Here is a 21,576-nt window from a genome sequence, read left to right as displayed (position 1 = left end):
CGAACCTCCGCTCCGGGAAACTCGCCAGGACGCTCTGGGCTCCGCCAGCCGCATCAGGACTTCACGCCCACTCTACGAAGTGTGCTCCGTAAGGCCGGCGTAGATCAGGGGTTGTTTGACTTTCGCTGCTGGGCGCGGCGCGCAAGGATGTTGAGCGCTTCCACCAGCACGGAGAACCCCATGGCCGCGTAGATATAGCCCTTGGGTACGTGCACGCCGAAGCCGTCTGCAATCAGAACGGCACCGATCATGAGCAGGAACCCGAGCGCCAGCATCACCACCGTCGGATTGCGCGAGATGAAGTTGGCGAGCGGATCCGCGGCGAGGACCATGGCGCCGACCGCAGTCAGCACGGCAATCACCATCACCGCGAGGTTGTCGGTCATGCCAACCGCAGTCAGGATCGAATCGATCGAGAAGACCATGTCGAGCAGAACGATCTGGACGAGCGCGGAGCCGAACGTGATGGCCGCCACCTGCTTCTTGTCGAGAAGGTCGTCGCTGGGCGTCGAATCCACGTTGTGGTGGATTTCCTTGGTTGCCTTCCAGATCAGGAACAGACCGCCAGCGATCAGGATCAGGTCACGCCACGAGAAGGCGGTTTCGAACGATGGCTGACCATAGTCGTTCAGCGGGCCGCGCAGCCCCAGGTCGAAAACCACCGCGGTCAGGCCAACCAGCCACGCGATCATCGACAAGAGAATGAGACGCATGCCCAATGCCAGGCCGATGCCCAGGCGCCTTGCTCGCGCACGCTGCTCCTCGGGCAGTTTGTTCGACAGGATCGAGATGAAAATGAGATTGTCGATGCCGAGCACGACCTCCATCACCACGAGCGCGACGAGCGCGGCCCAGGCGGTGGGGTCGGAAAAAAGCGCAAGCAGACTTTCCATCGCGTAATCCTATTCGTTCCTGCGGCCGGCGCGTCGGGTGCGCGCCTTCGAATGAAGTGGCTGCGTAACAACACTCGTATCAGCGCTTTTGGTTTCCTGCGGCCAAATTCGTATCCGTGGAGGCCAAAGGCGGCGCATCGGCGGCCGTTCAGCTCCGGCGGAAGGCCGGAGTGTGCTGGCGGCTATCCTCCCGGCGGCCGCTCGCCGGACATGCCGGGCCCGCATGCCGCGGTGGCGGTGTGCCTTTCTTGGGAGTCCTGCACTTTGGTCCTAGGAGCGGGCACTCTGGTGTAACGTTCAGAGTTTCCTGATGCTTCGTGCCCTCATCGCCGTCTTCGAACCGTTCGTTCTCGCGCTGGTCGGAACGATGTTGCTCGCGTCATTTCTGCCCGCCCGCGGCATGGCTGCTCCCGTTTTCGAATCGCTGACAACGGCCGGTATCGTGCTGCTGTTCTTCCTGCACGGTGCGAAGCTTTCGCGAGAGGCGATACTCGGCGGCGCCCGAAACTGGCGCCTTCACCTCGCGGTGCTGGCGACGACATTCGTTCTGTTCCCCTTGCTGGGCCTTGCATTCGTGTCGCTACCGATCCTCGAGGGGCCGATAGCGGCGGGTCTGCTGTTCCTGACCTTGCTGCCCTCAACGGTCCAATCGTCAATCGCATTCACCGCGATTGCGCGGGGCAACGTCGCAGCTGCGGTTTGCAGCGCGTCCTTTTCCAATCTGCTCGGCATCATCGTGACTCCCGCGCTGGTAGCGATCGTCATGTCGAGGCCCGGGGCATCTGCCAGCATTTCGATTGATTCGGTGCAGGCGATCGCGCTGGAATTGCTGCTTCCGTTCCTGCTTGGTCACGCCCTTCGGCCATGGCTGGGCAGCTTTGTCTCGCGCCACAAGAAACTGGTTTCGATAGTGGACCGTGGCTCGATCCTGCTGGTGGTCTATACCGCCTTCAGTGCAGCCGTCGTGGGCGGGCTCTGGCAGCGACTCTCCGGTGAGAGCCTGATCCTGTTGCTCGCCGTGTGCTGCGCGCTTCTCGCGGCGATCCTGCTGCTGACCCGCGCAGCGGGACGCCTTTTGGGCTTCAATCGTGAGGATTCGATCGTGCTGCTATTCTGCGGCTCGAAGAAGAGCCTCGCGACTGGCGTGCCCATCGCCGGCCTGTTGTTTCCGCCAGCGCAAGTCGGCGCGGTCATTCTGCCGCTGATGATCTTTCACCAAATCCAGCTGATCGCCTGCGCGGTGATCGCCCGACGGTATGCTGAGAAAGCGGAGAACGGAGAATCCCTGGTTTCGCGGCCGGATGGAACGATGGTGCGGCCGGTCAGGCGATAGCTCCGCCGCATCGTCGCCGGAGTTTACCGCATCGTGACCGACCAACGGTCAATCGACAAGCTACCGAGGCCGCGCACCGGCTCGACCCCGATGGCAATGCCGGACATCCACTCGTTGCCGGTGATTTTTCCCTTCTGCCGGAGCCATTCGAGCGCCGGCAGCATGTCGAGCGTTCCGTCGCGCAGATCACCTGGCTTCTCCGGTGCGAACATGCAGAACTTGTCCGCCATTCGCACCATCCACCGCCGCTTCTGATCGTCGACAAACACACCGACGGGCGCAGAGCCATCGAAGAATGCGCGCGTACTGTCCGGCATGTGAAAGAACCAGCCGATCTCGATCACTTTGGCGTGGACGTCCGTTGTGCTCGATCGGAGGTAGAATTCCGTCAGGACATTGCCGTCGCCGAAGCGATTGTCGATCGTCCAGCCAAAGCTTTGGTGGAGTTCGCGCAGGTCACGCATCCGGATGGGTGCGATCGGACGTTCCGGCTCACCCCCGTCGTAATTGCCATACATGACAGCGTTATAGCCCCAGACGCCGGGGCCGAAGCCGGCGCTCACCGGCGGCCAACGCCAGTGCACCTTTGTTTTCGCAGGAAAGCGATCGAGGTCGATGACGATCGAATCCGCATGCGGGGACCAAGGCTTCAATACCCTTACCATTTCGCCGCCCCAAGGCATGGCGAAGGCGAAATATGATCCTTTGGTGAACGGAGTTTTCGCCGGCAGCACAATTTGACCGGCACCCGGCGTTGGACGGGTTCCCCACACGAACAGACCGAGGCCCACGAGCGCCAATGCCAGGATTGCGAGCAGGAGACGAAACCACTTCACCTAGACATCCTGCTTGTTGCGGTTTGGAACTAACCTGGCGCTACAGTCATGGATCGTGAGGATCAATCAACCGTCGGCGTCATTCCCTTTGCGCCTCGGACCGCTGGACGCGCCCGTGCCCCGCCCAGCAGCAGACGCGCCGCGCGAGTGGCGGGAACTTCTACCCAGTAATAGGCCGCAAAGCCGATGGCGATTGAGCCCGCCACGATCAAGAAAGCCAACGGTAGTGCAAGATGGGGCGCGATGCTGATCGGCGTTAGGCACGCGAGCAGAAGCGGGTGAGTGAGATAGAGGCTGTAGCTGGAGTCCCCTAGGTAGCCCAGCACACCGAGCTGCGGCCGGCTGACATGCCGCTCCAGAACCACGCCGCCGAACACGATCAGGACGGCTGGCGGCGCGAAGAAGGCGACGCGAGGGAGCGGTGGATCGAGAAGGGCAAGTGCGGCAAAGCCAAGGCCGATTGCTGCGAGACCGGCGATTGCTGGTGCGCGCATGATCCGCGCGCGATAGTATCCGATCACCATGCCCGCGACGAACTCAAGCGGGATCGGACTCGTCATTCGCGTGAGGAAGGCGTTATCGGCCGGCGCCAGCGGGCGGAGGGCAGCGACGACGACGAACAGCACCGCCATCACGGCGATCCGTCTGGGCACCGGCAAACGGATTAGCGCCGCAAACACGAGATAGAAGTAGATTTCGTAGTTCAGGGTCCAACCCGGACCAAGGATCGGACTGGTGTCCTGCGCTCGCTCATTGAAGTAGAAAATGAAGAGGAAGGACAGGACCACCTCCTGAATGGAGGGGAGTGCCTGGCCGCGGAGCGCGATGATGCCGATCATCACGATCGTCGCCAGCCAGTAGATCGGCACGACGCGCGCGATCCGTGAGGCCAAGAAGGCTTGCGCGGTGACCGGGCGCGTGGCTGTGGACGCCACCATCACGAACCCACTGATAACGAAAAAGATGTCTACCCCGGACGCGAGCCAATGTGGCCGGCTACCCTCCGTGATGAGGTTCAGATCGTAGCCCGCATGGTAGAGCAGCACCATCAGCGAAGCGATGCCGCGCAGATACTGGACAGATAGAAACACACCGTCGTGGTGACCGATGACGAACGGAGCGCGATCCGTGCCGCCACGTTCGGTGGGAGATGTCATCAGGGGCCTCCGGGTGCTTGGTGCCGGCTTGTAGCCGATCAGCGCCCGCTGCCAAGGATTGCGGTTCATCCCCGGCCATGGCTTGGCTGATCCCGATCGAACCACATATTGTCCGCCATACAATAGCGACCAACGAACTCGAGGAGACGAATGTGGCTGTGAATGAGTTGTTTGAACCACTCACGCTGAAGCGCGGTCCGGCGATGAAGAACCGTTTCATGCTGGCGCCGTTGACGAACCAGCAGAGCCACGATGATGGTCGGCTTTCGCAGGAAGAGCACCATTGGCTCACCATGCGGGCAAAGGGTGGATTCGGCATCACCATGACCGCAGCAGCGCATGTTCAGGCGGCAGGGCAAGGGTTTGCCGGCCAGCTTGGGGTTTTTGACGATCGGCATCTCGAGGGATTGACCCGTCTTGCGTCTGCGATCCGTGCTGAAGGCTCGATCTCTTCAGTGCAGCTGCATCACGCGGGAAATCGTTCGCCCAAGGAACTGGTTGGAACGCCGGTCTGCCCATCGGACGACCAAGCTACGGGAGCCCGCGGTTTGACCTTGGCTGAGGTCGAACGCCTGCGGGAAGATTTCATTTCCGCGGCACAGCGTTCCGAGAAGGCCGGATTCGACGGCGTGGAGATCCACGGCGCTCATGGGTATATTCTCGCGCAATTCCTGTCGGCGGAGATCAACCAACGCGACGATCGTTATGGCGGTAGTCTCGAGAACCGGTCCCGGCTCCTTTTCGAGATTATCGATGGGATCAGATCGGCCTGCGGAAGTGACTTCCAGGTTGGCCTGCGGCTTTCTCCGGAGCGTTTCGGCCTGAAGCTGGCCGAAATTCGCGACCTCGCGGCCGAGCTGCTGCGCAAGGAGGACATCGATTACCTCGACATGTCGCTTTGGGACGTCGCCAAGGAGCCGGTTGAAGAAGAGTTCCAAGGCCGTTCCCTGATGAGCTACTTCACCGAACTGCCACGGGGCGAGGTTCGGCTCGGGGCGGCCGGCAAGGTGATGACCGGGCGTGAGGCGGCAGGTGTGCTCGAGAGCGGCTGCGACTTTGTGGTGATCGGACGGGGTGCCATCCTGCGGCACGATTTCCCCGAACGCGTCCGCCGCGACGCCGGCTATGTGTCGCCAGCGCTGCCCGTCACGGCCCAGCATCTGCTGGACGAGGGGCTTAGCCCGCAATTCGTGACCTACATGCGCAACTGGAAAGGCTTCGTGGAAGAAGAAGTCGCAGCCTGACCCGGACTGCCGACGCCGTCCAGGCGGCGTCGGCCTATTTCTGCTGGAACCGCTCGTTGATGCTTTGCGCCGCGGCGCGAAGCTCCGGCACGAGCTTTTCGCGCATGTCCTCGACCGGGAAGCGCATGGAAGGGCAACAGGCGTTCAGCGCCGCGATCACGTGGCCTGTGGCGTCGTAGATCGGCACGGAGAGCGACCGCACGCCGACCTCCAGTTCCTCGTCCACCAGCGAATAGCCGAGCTCTCGCGTCTCGGCGATGATGTCGCGTAATTGCTTCACCGAGCCGACGGTGTTGGACGTGTGCTTCTCCAGCTTGATGCGGTCGAAGTACCGCTCCAGCGCCTCGTCGCTTTCACCCGCCAGCAGCACGCGGCCCGTGGACACCGCATAAGCGGGCAAACGGTTGCCGATGTTGATGCTCACGGAAATCACGCGATCAGGCGTTGAGCGCGCGAGATACGTCACGTCATCACCGGTCAGGACGGCGGTGTAAATCGATTCCTGCGTCCGCTGCGACAATGCGTTCATCACCGGCTGAACGATGTCGAGAATGCCGACCGACGACAGCGCGGAATAGCCAAGCTGCAGTACCTTGGGCCGCAATGAGAAGTGGCGGTCACGTTTCTCCGCATAACCCTCCCGCACCAGGGTGAGCAGAAGGCGACGCGTGGTCGCGCGCGACATGCCTGTCACCTTGGCCACGTCGCTCAGGGTCATCGAGGGGGTATCGCGAGTGAAGGCGCAGATTACCTCCAGCCCACGCGCCAGCGAGGCGACATAGTCGCGATCGCCGTCATCTGACTCGCCGGAAAGCGAGGCGACATCGTCCTCCGCGATCTGGTCGGCGGCACTGGCTGACATGATGTACATCCTCCGGAATTTCTGCCGCGTGGCTAACAAGCCATCGCGGAAACGGGAAACACATTGAAGTATCAAGCAATAAACTGAGGGTCGGGCTTCGAAGCCCAGGGCCGAAACGGCACTATTTGTGTTCGCTATGGCAACGCACGTTCGCTATGCGATCAAAAATGCGTTGACAATGGATCTTTGTGCGGCAAATCCGAGGTGCGGCGGAGCGGGGAGCTTGCCGGCTTAAGGGGATGGGACATGCGAAAGACGTTCGCGGTCGGCGCTGCACTGGCGGCGCTGACGCTGGGGACGCATGCGTTGCATGCAGAGGATTTTCGGGTCGAGCTGTCGGCGCCCGCCGCGAAGGATCCCGCCTATGAAGGGCGCGTGATCCTGGTTCTGGCCGCGGACGACAAGAGCGAGCCGCGGTTCCAGGTCGATGCAAGCCATGACGCCGCGCAGGTGTTCGGCCTTCAGGTCGAGAATTTCCGCAATGGCCAGGCGCGCGTGATCGGCAAGGACGTGCTGGGCTATCCGGGGCGCAGCCTCGCCGACATTCCGGCCGGCACGTACACGGTGCAGGCCGTTCTACATAAGTACGACACGTTCAAGCTGGGCAACGGCAAAGTGGTGAAGCTGCCTGCCGCACGCGGTGCGGGGCAGAACTGGCGCAAGGAGCCGGGCAACATCATCAGCAAGCCGATGAAGGTGAACTTCGATCCGAAGCGGCCCGGCGAGATCAAGGTCGCGCTGACCGACGTGATCGGGCCGGTTGAGGAGCCGAAGGACACTGAGTTCGTCCGGCATTTCAAGTTTAAGTCCGAGCGGCTGTCAAAGTTCTGGGGCCGTGACGTCTACATGCGCGGTCACGTGCTGGTGCCCAAGGATTTCGACAAGCATCCCGAGGCGCGCTACCCGATCGCAATCTTCCACGGGCATTTTCCCGAGGACTTCGGCGGTTTCCGGACCACGCCGCCCGATGCAGACATCAAGTGCGAGCCGAACAAGCGCTTCAAGAACGAGACCTGCTACGCCCGGACCGAGCAGCAGGAAGCGTATGACTTCTACCAGAAGTGGATCTCGCCCGATTTCCCGCGGATGCTGATCGTCGAGATCGACCATTCGAACCCGTATTACGACGACAGCTATGCGGTGAATTCCGCCAACATCGGCCCGTATGGCGACGCGATCACCTACGACTTCATCCCCGCGCTGGAGAAGAAGTTCCGCGGGATCGGCCAGGGCTGGGCGCGGTTCCTGTACGGCGGATCGACCGGCGGCTGGGAAGCGCTGGCGGCGCAGGTTTTCTATCCGGACGAATATAACGGCGCCTTCGCGGCCTGCCCGGATCCAATCGATTTCCGTCAGACGATGGTGACGGACATCTACAAGGACAAGAACGCCTATTTCTGGACCGGCCCGTTCGGAAAGGTCGCGAAGCCGGGCAAGCGCGATTACCTCGGCCATCTGTCGCACACGATCGAGGACGAGAACCGGCTCGAGCTGGTGCTGGGCGACAAGACCCGTTCGGGCGGCCAGTGGGACGTGTGGGAAGCGGTGTATTCGCCGATGGGCGAGGACGGATATCCCAAGCGCATCTGGAACAAGGCGACCGGCGAGATCGATCCCAGCGTCGCGGCCTATTGGCGCGAAAACTATGACATGCGCTACATTCTGGAGCGGGACTGGCAGAAGCTGGCGCCCAAGTTGCAGGGCAAGATCCACATCTATGTCGGCGACATGGATAACTTCTATCTGAACAACGCCGTTTATCTGATGGAAGATTTCCTGAAGAAAGCGCAGCCGGCCTATGGCGGCGAGATCCTTTATGGTGATCGCGACGAACATTGCTGGAACGGCGACAAGACGCAGCCCAATTCGGTCGGCCGCCTGCGCTACAACTGGATGTACGTGCCCAAGATCCTGAAGCGGATCGAGGCGGCGGCACCCAAGGGCGCTGACCTTACCAGCTGGCGTTACAAATAAGGTCGAAAACCAATGTCGCCCCGCCGGCTGGGGACGCCGGCGACGGGCGCCATCCACAAGAAAGTTCAGGGAGTTTGATGATGGCTCACAGGTCACACTTGCGTCGATTACTGCTCTGCTCCGCCGTCCTGCTGAGCGGCGCCGCCATGCCTGCGTTGGCTCAGGAAAGCCCGGCCGAAGCAACCGCGACCGAAAGCGATGGCGACATCGTCGTCACCGGTTCGCGCATCCGCTCGCCCAACCTCGAAAGCGTCAGCCCGGTGACGACGGTTGCGGCCGAGGAATTCGCCGTGCGCGGTACCGTGCGGACCGAAGACCTCGTCAACCAGTTGCCGCAGGTGTTCGCGGCACAGGGCGCAGCGAATTCCAACGAAGCGACAGGAACGGCGCAGGTCGACCTTCGCGGCCTCAGCCCGTCGCGCACGCTGGTGCTGATCAACGGGCGCCGCCTGCCTTATGGCTCGCCCAAGAACATTCCGTCCGACATCAACCAAGTGCCGACGCCGCTGATCCAGTCGGTCGAAGTACTGACCGGCGGTGCGTCGGCGGTGTACGGTTCGGACGCGATCGCGGGCGTTGTGAACTTCAAGCTGATGGACAATTTCAGCGGGGTTCGCTTCACCGGTAGCATCGGCGGCTATCAGCATACCAATGATCGCGATGAGCTCCGCGACCTGCTCGACCGTAACAACGCGGCGGTGCCGGGCGCCTATCTGAAGCCCGACAAGAACGTGTGGAACGGCTTCACTACCGAAGTGTCGGCAGTGTTCGGCGGCAACATCGACGAGGGGCGCGGCAACGTCACCGGCTACGCCACCTATCGCAAGGTCAACGCGATCCTGCAGAAGGACTATGACTATAGCGCCTGCGCGCTCGGTGCGACGGGTCCGGGCGGCAGCCAGTTCTCGTGCAGCGGCTCCGCCACCAATGATCCGGCCAACTTCACCAACGCTGGACGTATTCCCGGGCTGCCTACCTCGTTCCGCGCGACCCGTGATGGCCAGTTCGTGCCGGGTTCGCTCACCTACAATTTCGCGCCGTATAACTATTATCAGCGGCCGGACGAGCGCTACACGCTAGGCGCCAACGCGCATTACGAGGTGAACGAGAATTTCACTCCGTATCTCGAAGTCGGCTTCATGGAGGACCGCTCGATCGCTCAGATCGCGCCGGGCACTAACAGCGCGGGTATCACCGTGGGTGCCGGCAGCATCAGCGGGATCAACTGCGACAATCCCTTCCTTAGCGCGCAGCAGGCCAGCTTCCTGTGCACCAGCCGTGGCCTTTCCACCGGCAGCATCTATGACGCGCAGGGTAATTATGTTGGGCCGCAGTCGGTCGCGACCGGCGTGCTGGTGGCGCGCCGCAACGTCGAGGGCGGAAACCGTCAGGACGACATCCAGCATCAGAGCTATCGCATCGTGCTGGGCGCGCGGGGCGATATCGGTGGCCCGTTCAAGTACGATGTGTACGGCATCTATTCGAAGGTGAACTATCGCAGCCGCTTCTCCGGCGACGCGAACCGCCAGCGGACGGCCAATGCGTTCAACGCGGTGCGCAATTCGGCCGGGCAGATCGTCTGCGCGATCAATGCCGATGCCAACCCGAACAACAATGATCCGCGCTGCTCGCCGCTTAACTATTTCAGCGGTGCCGCCAGCCAGGACGCGGTGGATTATGTCGCCGAGGTGAAGTCGATCACCGGCGACACCAACCTCGTCAACATCGTTGCCGCGGTGGATGGCAACCTGGGCGATTGGGGCATCACCTCACCGTTCGCCAACAACGGTGTCGCGGTCGCCTTTGGTTATGAATATCGCAAGAATTCGGTCGATTATCAGCCGGACGAAATCTATCAGGCGGCGGCCAGCCCCGAGCTGCCGATCAGCGGGTCGGTCGCGGTGAAGGAATTGTTCGGCGAGTTGATCGTGCCGATCGTCGAGGACAAGCCGTTCTTCCAGAGCCTGTCGTTCGAGGGCGCTTACCGCTATTCGGATTATGACAGCGGGTTCAAGACCGACACCTACAAGCTGGGTCTGAACTGGTCGCCGGTGCGCGATTTCCGCTTCCGCGGATCGTACCAGCGCGCGGTGCGTGCGCCCAACGTCATTGAGCTGTTCTCCAGCCAGCAGCTGTTCGAAGTCGAGCTGACCGAGAATGCCAATGGCTCGTACGACCCGTGCTCCGGCGCGAACCCGATCGCGACGTTTGCGCAATGCGCGCGTACCGGCGTGACGGCGGGGCAATATGGCAACATCGTCGACAATCCGGCGGGACAGTTCAACTCGCTGATCGGTGGCAATCCGGATCTGGATCCGGAAACCGCCAAGACGCTGTCGCTCGGCGCCGTGTTCGAGCCGCGCTTCGTGCCGGGTCTCTCGATCTCGGTCGATTATTTCGACATCAAGGTCGAGAACCTCGTCGGCAGCGTGAACCCGAACCTGTCGATCGCCAACTGCCTGGCGAACGGCGACCCGTATTTCTGCAGCCTGATCCAGCGCAGCCCGGAGAGCGGTTCGCTGTGGCAGGGCGAGAACGGCTATTTCCGCCGCTTCAACGTCAACACCGGCTCGCTCCAGACCAAGGGCGTCGACCTGGTCGTCGATTACCGGATGAACCTCAACGATCTCGGCATCAACGCCGGGCGGCTGAACTTCAACCTGGTCGGCACCTATCTGGACTCCTACAAGACGGTTCCGCTGCCCAATTCGCCCCAGGCGGACGTTTACGAGTGCAAGGGGCTATATGCCGGCCTCTGCGGTCGTCCGCGGCCCGAATGGCGCCACAAGTTCATGACCACTTGGTCGCCGGCTGATCGCTTCAGCCTGACCGGTACGTGGCGCTATGTGTCCTCGGTGAAGATTGCGCAGACCAGCAGCCAGCCAGCGCTGACCGGCAGCTTCTCCGAAGTGAACCGCGAACTTGGGTCGCGCAGCTACTTCGACCTCGCTGCCGCGTTCGAAGTGCGCAAGGACCTGACCTTCCGTGCGGGCGTCAACAACCTGTTCGACAAGGATCCGCCGCTCACCACCACCGCGGCGATCGAGGATGGCGGCAACGGCAACACCTATCCGCAGTTCTACGATGCGGCTGGCCGTTACTTCTTCCTGAGCGCCTCGGTCGGTTTCTAATAGATCGTGATGCTTGAACCGGGGGCGTGCGATGGTACGCCTCCGGTTATCGTTTTTGGGTGGGGATAAGGTGATGAAGGTGCGTTGGTATGCCGGTGCTGCGCTGGCGGCTGTTCTTTCCACGGCGGCAATAAGCGCCGCTGCCGCGCCCGTGACGGACGCCGATCGGGCGATGGCGCGCCAGATGCTGGAGGAGGCGATCGCGACGCCGACGGCCAAGGGCCGCGGGCAGGTGCCGACGCTGATCGAGAATTATTCCAAGCGGTTGCGCGAGGCCGGCTTCACGGCCGACGAGATCATGACCGTGCCGGTCGAGATCGATGGCGAAAAGACCGCGGGGCTCGTCGTCCGCTACGCCGGGCGCAACGCCAAGGCGAAGCCGATCGCGTTCCTCGGTCACATGGACGTGGTCGACGCGCTGAAGGAAAATTGGTCGACCGACCCGTATGTGCCGACAGAGAAGGACGGCTACATCTATGGTCGCGGATCGACCGACAACAAGGCCGGCGTGACGGCGCTGGTCGCCAGCTTCATTCGCCTCAAGAAATCTGGCTTCGTGCCGGAGCGTGACCTGCTGCTCGCCTTCTCGGGCGACGAGGAAAGCGGGATGATGACGACGCGTGCGCTGACCAAGCACCCGCTCGTCTCGCGCGCCGAGTTCGCGCTCAATTCCGATGCCGGTTCGGGATCGATGGGCGAGGACGGCAAGTATCGCTTCAACATTCAGGCGGCGGAGAAGACCTACGCCAATTTCGCGATCGCCGCGAAGAACCCGGGCGGGCACAGCTCCGCGCCGCGCGCCGACAATGCGATCTATGATCTCGCCCGCGCGCTGACCAAGCTGGAGGCGCTTCGCTTCCCGGTCGAGTTCAACGAGATCACCCGCATCATGGTCGCCGACATGGCGAAGGAGAAGGGCGGCGAGCTCGGCACCGCGCTGACCACGCTGCTGGCGAACCCGAACGATGCCGCGGCGCGCGCCGTGGCGGAGAAATATCCGCACCAGGCGAACATCCTGTGGACGACCTGTGTCGCGACGATGCTGCAGGCGGGCAATGCGCCGAACGCGCTGCCGCAGAATGCGACCGCCAACGTCAATTGCCGCATCTTCCCGGGCACGTCGGTGGCGGATGTGCAGAAGACGATCGCGCAGGCGATCGGCAACGACAAGCTGACCGTCTCTCTGGTCGGCGAAGGTGTGGCGAGCCCGGTGTCGCCGGTGAACCCGGCGCTGTTCGCGCGGCTGCAGAAGGCGATGGATGCGACCTATCCGGGCGTGACGCTGAAGCCGAGCATGTCGTCGGGCGGCACCGACGGCCGCGAGTTCCGCAGCGCCGGCATCCCGACCTACGGCGCGGGTGCGCTGGCGCTGGGCGCGGACGACAGCCGCGCGCATGGCACCGATGAGCGCGTGCCGATCGCAGGCTATCTGAAGCAGCTCGATTATTGGGACTTCCTGCTGCGCGACCTCGGGGGGCGCAAGTGATCGGCGCTCTCGCGCGGCGCGATGTGCTGCGCGGGGCGGCCGTGGGCGGGGCGCTCGCCGCGCTGCCCGCGGCAGTGTTCGGGGGGCAGGCGGCGTCAGCGCTTTCCTTCCCGCCGATCGCGCCGATTTCCCGCGCCGAGCGCGAGGCGCGGCTGGCCCGGATGCAGGCGGAGCTTCGCCGCCAGAACATCGGGGCCCTGCTGGTCGAGGCAGGATCGAGCCTCGTCTATTTCACCGGTGTCGACTGGTGGCGCAGCGAGCGTACCACGGCGGCGGTGATCCCCGCTGACGGCCCGGTGCTGATCGTCACGCCCTTCTTCGAGGAGCCGTCGATCCGCGAGATGCTCGACGTGCCCGGCGAAGTGCGCGTGTGGCAGGAGGACGAAAGCCCCTTCGCGCTGATTGCCGGCTGGCTGAAGGAGAAGAAGCTGGGCGCCGGCACGCTGGCGGTGGAGGAGACGGTGCGCTTCTTCATCGTCGATGGTGTTCGCCGGCTGCTGCCGGGCCTGAAGACCGTCTCGGGCGCCAGCGCCGTCAATGCACTGCGCATGATCAAGAGCCCGGCCGAGATCGCGCTGTTGCAGCGCGCCAACGACATCATGATCGCGGCTTATCGCGCCACCCACGGCCAGGTGCAGGCCGGGATGACCGGCAACGACATCAACGCGATCATGGAAGGCGAGCTGAAGCGCTTCGGCGGGCAGCGCGCGTCGAGCAGCGCGCAGGTGGGACCGGGCAGCGCACTGCCGCACGGCTCCAAGGAACGGCTGAAGCTGACCGAAGGCACCGTGGTGCTGATGGACTGCACCTGCAGCATGCACGGCTATGTCTCTGACGTCTCGCGCACCTTCGTGTTCGGGGAGCCGACCGCGGAGCAGCGCCGCGTGTTCGGCCATATGCGCCAGGGCATGAATGTGGCGATGGACGCGGCCAAGGTCGGCGCCCCGGCGGGCAGCGTCGATGACGCGGTGCGCAGCTATTACGAGAAGCTTGGCTACGGGCCGCGCTACGCGCTGCCGGGGCTGTCGCATCGCACCGGCCACGGCATCGGCCTCGACGTGCACGAGCCGGTGAACCTGGTGCATGGCGAAACCACGCCGCTCGCGCCGGGCATGTGCTTCTCGAACGAGCCGGGCATCTACCTGCCGGGCAAGTTCGGCATCCGCATCGAGGATTGCTTCACCATGACCGAGCAGGGGCCGCGCTTCTTCACGCAGCCGCCCTCATCGCTCGACAAGCCGTTCGGATAAAAGAGGAGGGGGCTGAAATGCCACGATTGAAGAGCTTGTTGGGCGGCGCTGCGGCGTTCGCCATGGTGGCGCTCGCGCCCGCGGCAATGGCGCAGGAAGAAAAGTCCATGTCGCCGGCGCTGCCGAAGATCATGAGCCTGCGCGATCAGGCGCAGCTTCGCGATGCGTGGCTGGAGCGCCGTTTCGAGACCGTGCTGCCGCAGCTGATGCGCGAGAACGGCATCGACATGTGGGTGCTGATCGCGCGCGAATATCTGGAAGACCCGGTCGTCTCGACGATGCTGAACGCGACGAATTTGCGCGCGCGGCGGCGGACGATCCTCATTTATTTCGATCCGGGCGAGGGCAAGCCGATCGAGCGGCTGGTCGTCAGCAAGCACGGTATGGGCAATCTCTACCAGCCGGTATGGGACATGGAGAAGCAGCCCGATCAGTTCGCGCGCGTGCGCGAGCTGATCGCCGAGCGGAACCCGAAGAAGATCGCGCTCAACATTTCGTCGCTGACGGCGTTCGGCGATGGCCTGACGCACAGCCAGTACACCGATCTGATGAAGGCGCTGACGCCGGAGCAGCAGAGCCGCATCGTCTCCGGCTATCCGCTGGCGATCGGCTGGCTGGAGACCCGCACGCCGGAGGAAATGAAGGTCTATCCAGAGATCGTGCGCGTCGCGCATGCGATCATCGGCGAAGGCTTTTCGCCCGCGGTGGTGAAGCCCGGCGTGACGACCAACGAGGATCTCGTCTGGTGGTATCGCCAGCGTGTCGCCGACCTCGGCCTCGCCTCCTGGTTCCACCCCTCGGTGGATGTCACGCGCAAGGGCGTACCGGGCGTGCTGCGCGAAAAGGCGAGCGTGATCCAGAAGGGCGACATGCTGCGTGTCGACTTCGGCATCCATTACCTGAACTTCAGCACCGATACGCAGCACGTCGCTTATGTGCTGCGTGACGGTGAGACCGATGCGCCCGCCGGGCTCAAGGCGGGCCTGCGCGACAACAACCTCGTGCAGGACGCGGTGACCAGCGAGTTCCGCGTCGGCGCGACGGGCAACGAAGTGCTGAACCGTGCGCGCGCCAAGGCGATAGCGGCGGGGCTGAAGCCGACGATCTATTCGCACCCGATCGGCTATCACGGCCACGGTGCGGGCAGCTCGATCGGCCTGTCGGAAGAGCAGAAGTTCGTGCCGACCGGCGAATACAAGCTGCGGCCGAACATCGCCTGGTCAATCGAGCTGATGGCGACCAAGGCGGTGCCCGAATGGGGCGGCCAGATGGTCGATTTCAAGAGCGAGGAAGACGCCTTCTTCGACGGCAAGACCGTTCGCTACATCGACGGGCGCCAGACCAAGTTTCACCTGATCGGGGCACGCTGAGGCGCCGCTGATCCTTAATCCCGTGCCCAAAACTGGGCCTCACCCGACGTAGGGTGGGGCCCTTCTTTTTTGGTGGGAGCAGGCGCCGCTCCTCTCGCCCCATGGAGTTTGCGAAAGCCTGGACCCCGGCACAGGGCCGGGGTGACGACGCGTTGTGGCTATGGCCGCGGCAGCAGGATGAATTCGTCCTGCGCACCGTCCAGGAAGCGGAAGGTGCCGTCCGCCGCGAGGAACCCGTCCTCCTCGTGCATGAAGCGGACCTTCTGGTTGCCCCATTCGGGCACGTTATGCTGGGCATTCAGCTCGATCGACCAGGCCGTGTTCGGATCGATGCGATAATCGCCGCGACCCGGCGCCGGCTTCTGGCTTTCCCAGGCGCCGATCCAGGTGCCCGCGCCATGGCCGTGATAGCCGATCGGATGCGAATAGATCGTGCCGTCGATTTTCTCCGCCTCGACCTGCCGGCGGGCCGCTGCCAGCACCTCGTTGCCGGTGCGGCCCGGCTTCAGCGCGGCGACGGTGGCGGCACGCACGCGGTTCATAGCGGCGAGCCCGTCCTTCAGGCCCTTGGGCGCATCGGTCTCGCCCGGCTTCAGCACATAGGCGAGGCGCTGGATGTCGGTGTTGAGCCCGAGATAGGTGATGCCGAAATCGACGTGCAGCATGTCACCCGGCATGATGATCGTATCGCCGCGATGGCCCATCTCCTGCACGCTGAACTTGCCGCCGTCGGCACGCTGGATCGCGACGCTGGGCTGGAACCAGGTGTCGAGCCCGAGCGAATTGATGCGGTTGCGGAACCACCAGACGACATCGTCCGAGGTGGTGACGCCGGGGGTGATGACGCGTTCGGAGAATCCTTCCTCGATGATCGAGTGCGAGATGCGCGAGACGATCGGATAGGTCGCCATTTCCTCCGGGATGCGCGTTTCTAGCCAGCCGAGCGCCAGCCGTTCGTGCGCGACGAGGCGCTTCGACATGTCCGGCCCGAGCGCGCGCACGATCGCCTCATAATGGGTGGAGCTGAGGCCATCGGCGAGCGGGAAGCCTTCCGAGCGGTTCAGCGCGATCGTCGCGGGATTGCGCTGGGCGATGATCTTGGCGAGCTCCGCCCATTGATCGGGCTGCTCGTCCGGGTTCCAGGCGGGCTGGAAATCGCCGACCGGATAACGGGCGAGGGCGAGCTTCTCGATCGGCTTGCCTTCGCCCGGATCGAAGAAGACGAGGATGGTGCGGCGGCGCGCGTGGAGCCAGGTGGCCGGCAGCATCGTCGCCATGACGGGATCTTCGTTATACTCGCCTGCGACGAGCACCCACATCTGCACCTTGTCACGGCGCATCAGCGTGGGGAGAACCTGTTCGAAGCGCAGCTTGAGCCAGCGGTCTTCGGTTTCGGCGCGCCGCTCGAGCGGCAGGATAGCCGGCATCTGAAGTTCTGCTGCCCGGGTGGTGGGCGCAGTTGGCGCGGCTGCCAGCGCCAGAGCCAGGAAAAATGCCGACATCGAACTCCCTCTTCAAGAATGTTCACATTACGAACTTGTGTTCGCTAATGTTACATTGCAGCTAAGCTGAAAAGGGGAATTCGCCGCCGGAGCACAGTCCGATCGGGCGGGCCATGCAGCAACTGCATCGCCGAAGAAGAGCATCGCGCTGGCGCAATGCCGGCGCGTCAGCGAAGCTATGACAAAGGGACGCATTTTTAGTAGCGGCTCGCTTGGGGGAAGCAGGGGGAGACGATGCGCTTGAGGCTTTTGATGGCGGCATTGGCGGTTGCCGTGCCGACAACGGTTCAGGCCGCGCCGGCAACCGAAGCGGCAGCGGCGGCGATCCTTTACCGGCACGCGACCCTTATCGACGGTACTGGCGGCCCGGCGCTGCCCGGCATGACGGTGGTAACGCGCGGGGAGCGCGTGGAGGCGGTGCTGGCCGACGCCAAGGTCACGGCGGATATGCTGAAGGGCGCCGAAATCGTCGATCTCACCGGGCGCTTTCTGCTGCCGGGCCTGATCGACAGCCACCAGCATATCGCCACGCCGCCCAACCGGCGCCGCGCCGAAGCGCTGATGCGCCGCGACCTGTACAGCGGCATCACCGCGACCCGCATCATGGCGGACGATCTTCGATCAGTGGCGGAGATCGCGCGGGCTGCGGTGGTGGGGGAAATCGCCTCGCCGGATCTACACTATGCCGCGCTGTTCGCTGGCCCCAGCTTCTTCGATGACCCGCGTACACTTGCCGTGAGCGCCGGGGTGAAGCCGGGCACCGGCGCCTGGATGCAGGCCGTGGATGACCGGTCGGACCTGCCGCTCGCCGTGGCGCGCGCGAAGGGCACGGGAGCGACGGCGATCAAGATCTACGCCAACCTGCCGGCCGATCTCATCGCCCGGATCACCAAGGAGGCGCATCGGCAGGACATGCAGGTCTGGGCGCATGGCATGGTGTTCCCGACCCCGCCTGCCGATGTGATCGCAGCCGGTCCGGACGTCGTGTCACACACCTGTTATCTCGCCTACCAAGCGGTCGACAAGCGGCCAGCCACTTACCAGCAGCGCGTCGCGATCGATCCTGCGCCCTTTATCGCGCGGAACAATCCCGTGATGGCCGGACTGTTCGCGACGATGAGGGAGCGCGGCATGCTGCTGGATGTGACCTTGCGCGTCTATCAGGAGGGCGAGAAGCGGGCGCGTACCGGAGGGGGACCGGCCTATTGCTCGCTCGACCTGGCCGCTGCGCTCACGGCCCAGGCGCATCAGGCGGGAGTTGAGATCTCCGCAGGCACCGATGGCGATACCGAAGCGGGAGCCCCTTATCCCGGCTTGTTCGACGAACTGGAACTGCTGGTCGGCAAGGCTGGCTTCAAGGCCGCAGAGGCAATCCGGGCCGCCACTCTCATTGGGGCGAAAGCGATGGGTCAGGAGGCGGATATCGGCACCGTCGCGCCCGGCAAGCTCGCCAACATGGTGGTGCTTACCCGTAACCCCCTGACCGAAATCGCCAACATGCGCAGTGTCTTGATGACGGTGAAGCGTGGCCGCGCGTATCACAGGGACGACTTCAAGCCGGTAACCGCGGAGGAACTGGGCCGTGACTGATCGTCGTTCGTTCCTGCAACTTGCCGGTGCGGCCATCGGGGCCAGTGCCATGCCGGCCATCGCGCAGCCGCAGACGAAGACAGACCCGCTGATCGTGAATGCGCTGGGCGGGTTCACCGATCCCAACGCCAGACGGGGTGAAGGCGCGGTGCCAGTGGAGCCACGAAGCCTCCTCAGCGACCGGGTGATAGCGGATGCGCGCGGATCGGGGATGGACGCAGTCAACATCACCCTTGGCCATGTGTCTGGACCCGAGGATCCGTTTGCGCTGACCGTTCGCGAGATCGGCGTGTGGGAGCGGCGGATTCGGGCGCGGCCTGATTCGCTCAGCAAGGTGGCGTCGGCCGCCGATATCCTACGCGCGCGGGAGACCGGCAGGATTGGCGTGATTTACGGTTTCCAGAACACAACCATGCTTGGTGACGACGCAAGCCGCGCCGACGTTTTTGCTGACCTTGGCGTGCGGGTTATCCAGTTGACCTATAATCCGGCGAACGCCGTCGGCAGCGGGTCCATGGCGCCGGAGAATGGCGGGGTCACGGCGTTCGGCCGAACCGTCATCGAGCGGTTGAATCATAATCGGGTGATGGTGGATCTGTCACATAGCGGTGAGCGCACCTGTCTTGAGGCGGCTCGGCACTCCGCGCAGCCGATCTCGATCAATCATACCGGCTGCCGTGCACTGACGGATCTGCCCCGCAACAAGACGGATGCGGAACTGCGATTGGTGGCTGAGCGGGGCGGATTTGTGGGCATCTACTTCATGCCGTTCCTCAATCCGAAGAGCGTCGCCAGCGCCGCCGATGTGGTTGCCCACATCGAACACGCCATCAACATCTGTGGCGAAGACCATGTCGGGATCGGCACCGATGGCGGCACCACCGCCGTAGACGACATGATCGCTTATCGTGCCGCGATCCGGCAGGAGATTGCGGAGCGCCGCGCGGCCGGCATCGGCGCGAAAGGTGAAAACCCCGACACGCTTCCCTTTGTCGAGGATCTGAGCGGGCCCGGGCAGTTCCGCAAGCTGATCGGGCTGCTCGAACAGCGCGGCCATAAAGCGGCGCGGATCGAGAAAGTCATGGGCATGAACTTCATCCGCTACGCACGCGACGTGTGGGGCGCATGAGCCCGGAAGCGATTGCCTTCGTCAATCAGACGATAGTGCCGTGCGGCCTCGCACTGATCATGTTCAGCATGGGGCTGACGCTGGCATTGCGGGATTTCGCGGCTATCCTATCCGGCGTCCGTGCGGCGGCAGCAGGATTTGCCACGCACCTTCTAGTGCTGCCGCTGCTTGGCCTCGCCGTGGGGGCATTGTTCGGCCTGTCGCCCGAACTGGCGCTCGGGCTGTTCATCATCTCCATCTGTCCTGCCGGTACGACCTCGAACGCGCTGACCTTTGTCGGACGCGGCAATCTGGCGCTGGCGGTGGTGCTGACGCTGATGACGAGCGTGGTAACGGTGTTCACCATTCCGATCCTGCTGCGCTGGGCGGTTCCCTGGTTTCTTGACGGTTCCAATGCGGCGGTGCCGCAACTCGACATCGTCAGCACCATGGGACAGCTTGCCAGGATCACGCTGGCACCGATCGCGTTTGGCATGGTTGTTCGACGGTTCGCGCCGGATGCGGCGGCGCGCATTGCCCAGCGGCTGCGGCCGACAGCTTTCGTCGTGTTGGTGGCGGTGATCGGCTTTTCCGTCATGGTCAGCTTCGACATGGTGGTGCAGAATCTGATCGCTGCCACGCCCGCGATCTATGCGCTCAACATTGCTGCCATGGCGTTCGGCCTGATCGTGGGGCGGCTCCTTGGACTCAACGCGCGTGATCGCATGACGCTCGCCATCGAGACGGGCGTTCAGAATGCGACGCTGGCACTGTTCCTGACGCTAACGGTATTGGGGAGCCTGCCGCTGGCCGTGACGCAGAATATCTACGGCGTCGTGATGCTGCTGAACGCAACACTGCTGATCCGCTGGTTCCGTCGGCGGATCGCGAGCGAGGCCGACGCCGCATGAACATCAGGTTCATCGACGCAGGCGAGGTCGCCCGGCGGCTGACCTATGAGGCGGCCGTCCCGCTGGTCCGGCAGGCGATGATTGCGCTGGCACAGGGGCGAACACGACAATTGCTGCGCGGGATCATCGATCTGGATGGTGGAAACGCATTCGGGGTGATGCCGGGCGCGATGGACCAGGGATCGTTCGGTGCGAAGCTCGTCAGCGTCTTCCCCGGAAATGTCACGCGCGGAGGCATGTCGCACCAGGGATTGATCGTCATGTTCGATCCTGAGACCGGCGCCCCGGTGGCGGTTGTTGACGCTGGGGAAGTGACGGCAATCCGTACGGCGGCGGCATCGGCTGCCGCAACGCAGGCGCTGGCGCTTGGCGACGCAAACCATCTGGCGGTGCTGGGCACGGGGGAGCAGGCGCGGCGCCATATTCTGGCGATCCGGGCGATTCGTCCACTGCAACGCGTCACCATATGGGGAAGGGATGCCGCTCGCGCGGCTGCGCTGGCGGAGGAGCTCGGGTGCGAGACTGCGCCCTCACCGTGCGAGGCGGTGGCCGATGCGGCCATCATCTGCACCGTGACGGCAGCTGCTGAACCGATCTTGTTCGCGCCCGATGTTCGCGCTGGAAGCCACATCAATGCTGTGGGTTCGAGCCGTGCCGGCCCTGCCGAAATCGCCACCGACCTTGTGGTGCGCAGCCGCTTTTTCGCCGACCACCGTGCCGGCGTGCTGAACCAGGGAGCCGAGTTCCTCCGTGCCAAGGCGGAAGGAGCGATCGATGACGATCACGTGCTGGGGGAGATTGGCGAGGTGTTCGCCGGCTCGCTGGCGGGTCGCATCGCGGCGCAGGACGTCACGCTCTACAAGTCGCTCGGCAGCATCGTTCAGGATCTTGCCTGCGCCGCCTGGCTGTGCCGCGAGGATGGCGGCTAA

Annotated in this window: 16 protein-coding genes; 11 read left to right on the top strand and 5 right to left on the bottom strand. The window is 63.7% G+C overall.

Annotation, left to right across the window (positions count from 1 at the left end; genetic code table 11):
• Positions 1-104: 104 nt before the first annotated feature.
• Positions 105-893: a TerC family protein gene (locus LK535_RS14965; RefSeq protein ID WP_227772720.1), complete on the bottom strand. Its 789-nt coding sequence runs from the start codon at positions 891-893 to the stop codon at positions 105-107.
• Between the two features lie 310 nt (positions 894-1,203).
• Here LK535_RS14965 and LK535_RS14960 point away from each other — a divergent pair, with 310 nt between their 5' ends.
• On the top strand, positions 1,204-2,226 hold the full coding sequence (locus tag LK535_RS14960; RefSeq protein ID WP_227772719.1) for a bile acid:sodium symporter family protein: 1,023 nt from the start codon (positions 1,204-1,206) through the stop codon (positions 2,224-2,226).
• A 23-nt stretch (positions 2,227-2,249) separates the two neighbouring features.
• Here the strand turns inward: LK535_RS14960 and LK535_RS14955 are convergent, their stop codons facing one another.
• Together LK535_RS14955 and LK535_RS14950 are read right to left on the bottom strand one after the other, a co-directional pair.
• Positions 2,250-3,062, bottom strand: coding sequence for a hypothetical protein (locus tag LK535_RS14955; protein ID WP_227772718.1), 813 nt, complete (start codon positions 3,060-3,062; stop codon positions 2,250-2,252).
• Between the two features lie 62 nt (positions 3,063-3,124).
• Positions 3,125-4,219, bottom strand: coding sequence for an acyltransferase family protein (locus LK535_RS14950; protein ID WP_227772717.1), 1,095 nt, complete (start codon positions 4,217-4,219; stop codon positions 3,125-3,127).
• A 152-nt stretch (positions 4,220-4,371) separates the two neighbouring features.
• Between LK535_RS14950 and LK535_RS14945 the strand changes: the two genes are divergently transcribed.
• Positions 4,372-5,463: an NADH:flavin oxidoreductase gene (locus tag LK535_RS14945; protein WP_227772716.1), complete on the top strand. Its 1,092-nt coding sequence runs from the start codon at positions 4,372-4,374 to the stop codon at positions 5,461-5,463.
• A gap of 34 nt (positions 5,464-5,497) precedes the next feature.
• On the opposite strand, the gene LK535_RS14940 is transcribed toward LK535_RS14945, so the two are convergent.
• Positions 5,498-6,325 carry an IclR family transcriptional regulator domain-containing protein gene (locus LK535_RS14940; RefSeq protein ID WP_227772715.1) on the bottom strand — a complete coding sequence of 276 codons (828 nt, stop codon included), beginning with the start codon at positions 6,323-6,325 and terminating at the stop codon, positions 5,498-5,500.
• Between the two features lie 246 nt (positions 6,326-6,571).
• Here LK535_RS14940 and LK535_RS14935 point away from each other — a divergent pair, with 246 nt between their 5' ends.
• The 5 genes from LK535_RS14935 to LK535_RS14915 all read left to right on the top strand — a co-directional run bounded on the left by LK535_RS14935 (position 6,572) and on the right by LK535_RS14915 (position 15,536).
• On the top strand, positions 6,572-8,299 hold the full coding sequence (locus tag LK535_RS14935) for a hypothetical protein (protein WP_227772714.1): 1,728 nt from the start codon (positions 6,572-6,574) through the stop codon (positions 8,297-8,299).
• 146 nt (positions 8,300-8,445) lie between these two features.
• A complete protein-coding gene (locus tag LK535_RS14930) occupies positions 8,446-11,430 on the top strand; it encodes a TonB-dependent receptor domain-containing protein (protein ID WP_227772713.1) in 2,985 nt (994 codons plus the stop codon).
• 73 nt (positions 11,431-11,503) lie between these two features.
• Positions 11,504-12,916 (top strand): M20/M25/M40 family metallo-hydrolase, encoded by a 1,413-nt coding sequence (locus LK535_RS14925; RefSeq protein WP_227772712.1) that lies wholly within the window; start codon positions 11,504-11,506, stop codon positions 12,914-12,916.
• Positions 12,913-14,166, top strand: coding sequence for a M24 family metallopeptidase (locus LK535_RS14920; protein WP_227772711.1), 1,254 nt, complete (start codon positions 12,913-12,915; stop codon positions 14,164-14,166). The genes LK535_RS14925 and LK535_RS14920 overlap by 4 nt, the downstream gene beginning before the upstream one ends.
• Positions 14,167-14,183: 17 nt before the next feature.
• Complete coding sequence (locus tag LK535_RS14915; protein WP_227772710.1) at positions 14,184-15,536, top strand: M24 family metallopeptidase; 1,353 nt, start codon at positions 14,184-14,186, stop codon at positions 15,534-15,536.
• 158 nt (positions 15,537-15,694) lie between these two features.
• Here the strand turns inward: LK535_RS14915 and LK535_RS14910 are convergent, their stop codons facing one another.
• Positions 15,695-17,038: a M24 family metallopeptidase gene (locus LK535_RS14910; RefSeq protein WP_227772709.1), complete on the bottom strand. Its 1,344-nt coding sequence runs from the start codon at positions 17,036-17,038 to the stop codon at positions 15,695-15,697.
• A gap of 234 nt (positions 17,039-17,272) precedes the next feature.
• Between LK535_RS14910 and LK535_RS14905 the strand changes: the two genes are divergently transcribed.
• From LK535_RS14905 to LK535_RS14890, 4 genes are read left to right on the top strand one after another with little or no spacing between them, the layout of a single operon-like run.
• Positions 17,273-18,628: an amidohydrolase family protein gene (locus LK535_RS14905; protein ID WP_227772708.1), complete on the top strand. Its 1,356-nt coding sequence runs from the start codon at positions 17,273-17,275 to the stop codon at positions 18,626-18,628.
• Complete coding sequence (locus LK535_RS14900; RefSeq protein WP_321576568.1) at positions 18,621-19,757, top strand: dipeptidase; 1,137 nt, start codon at positions 18,621-18,623, stop codon at positions 19,755-19,757. The genes LK535_RS14905 and LK535_RS14900 overlap by 8 nt, the downstream gene beginning before the upstream one ends.
• Positions 19,754-20,647: a bile acid:sodium symporter family protein gene (locus tag LK535_RS14895; RefSeq protein ID WP_227772707.1), complete on the top strand. Its 894-nt coding sequence runs from the start codon at positions 19,754-19,756 to the stop codon at positions 20,645-20,647. The genes LK535_RS14900 and LK535_RS14895 overlap by 4 nt, the downstream gene beginning before the upstream one ends.
• Positions 20,644-21,576: an ornithine cyclodeaminase family protein gene (locus tag LK535_RS14890; RefSeq protein ID WP_227772706.1), complete on the top strand. Its 933-nt coding sequence runs from the start codon at positions 20,644-20,646 to the stop codon at positions 21,574-21,576. Before LK535_RS14895 ends, LK535_RS14890 begins: the two co-directional genes overlap by 4 nt.

This window comes from Sphingomonas sp. IC4-52 (genome assembly GCF_020707225.1).
Classification (GTDB): domain Bacteria; phylum Pseudomonadota; class Alphaproteobacteria; order Sphingomonadales; family Sphingomonadaceae; genus Sphingomonas.
Note: the sequence above shows the minus strand (reverse complement) of the source record. Positions and strands in the feature narration are given on the sequence as shown.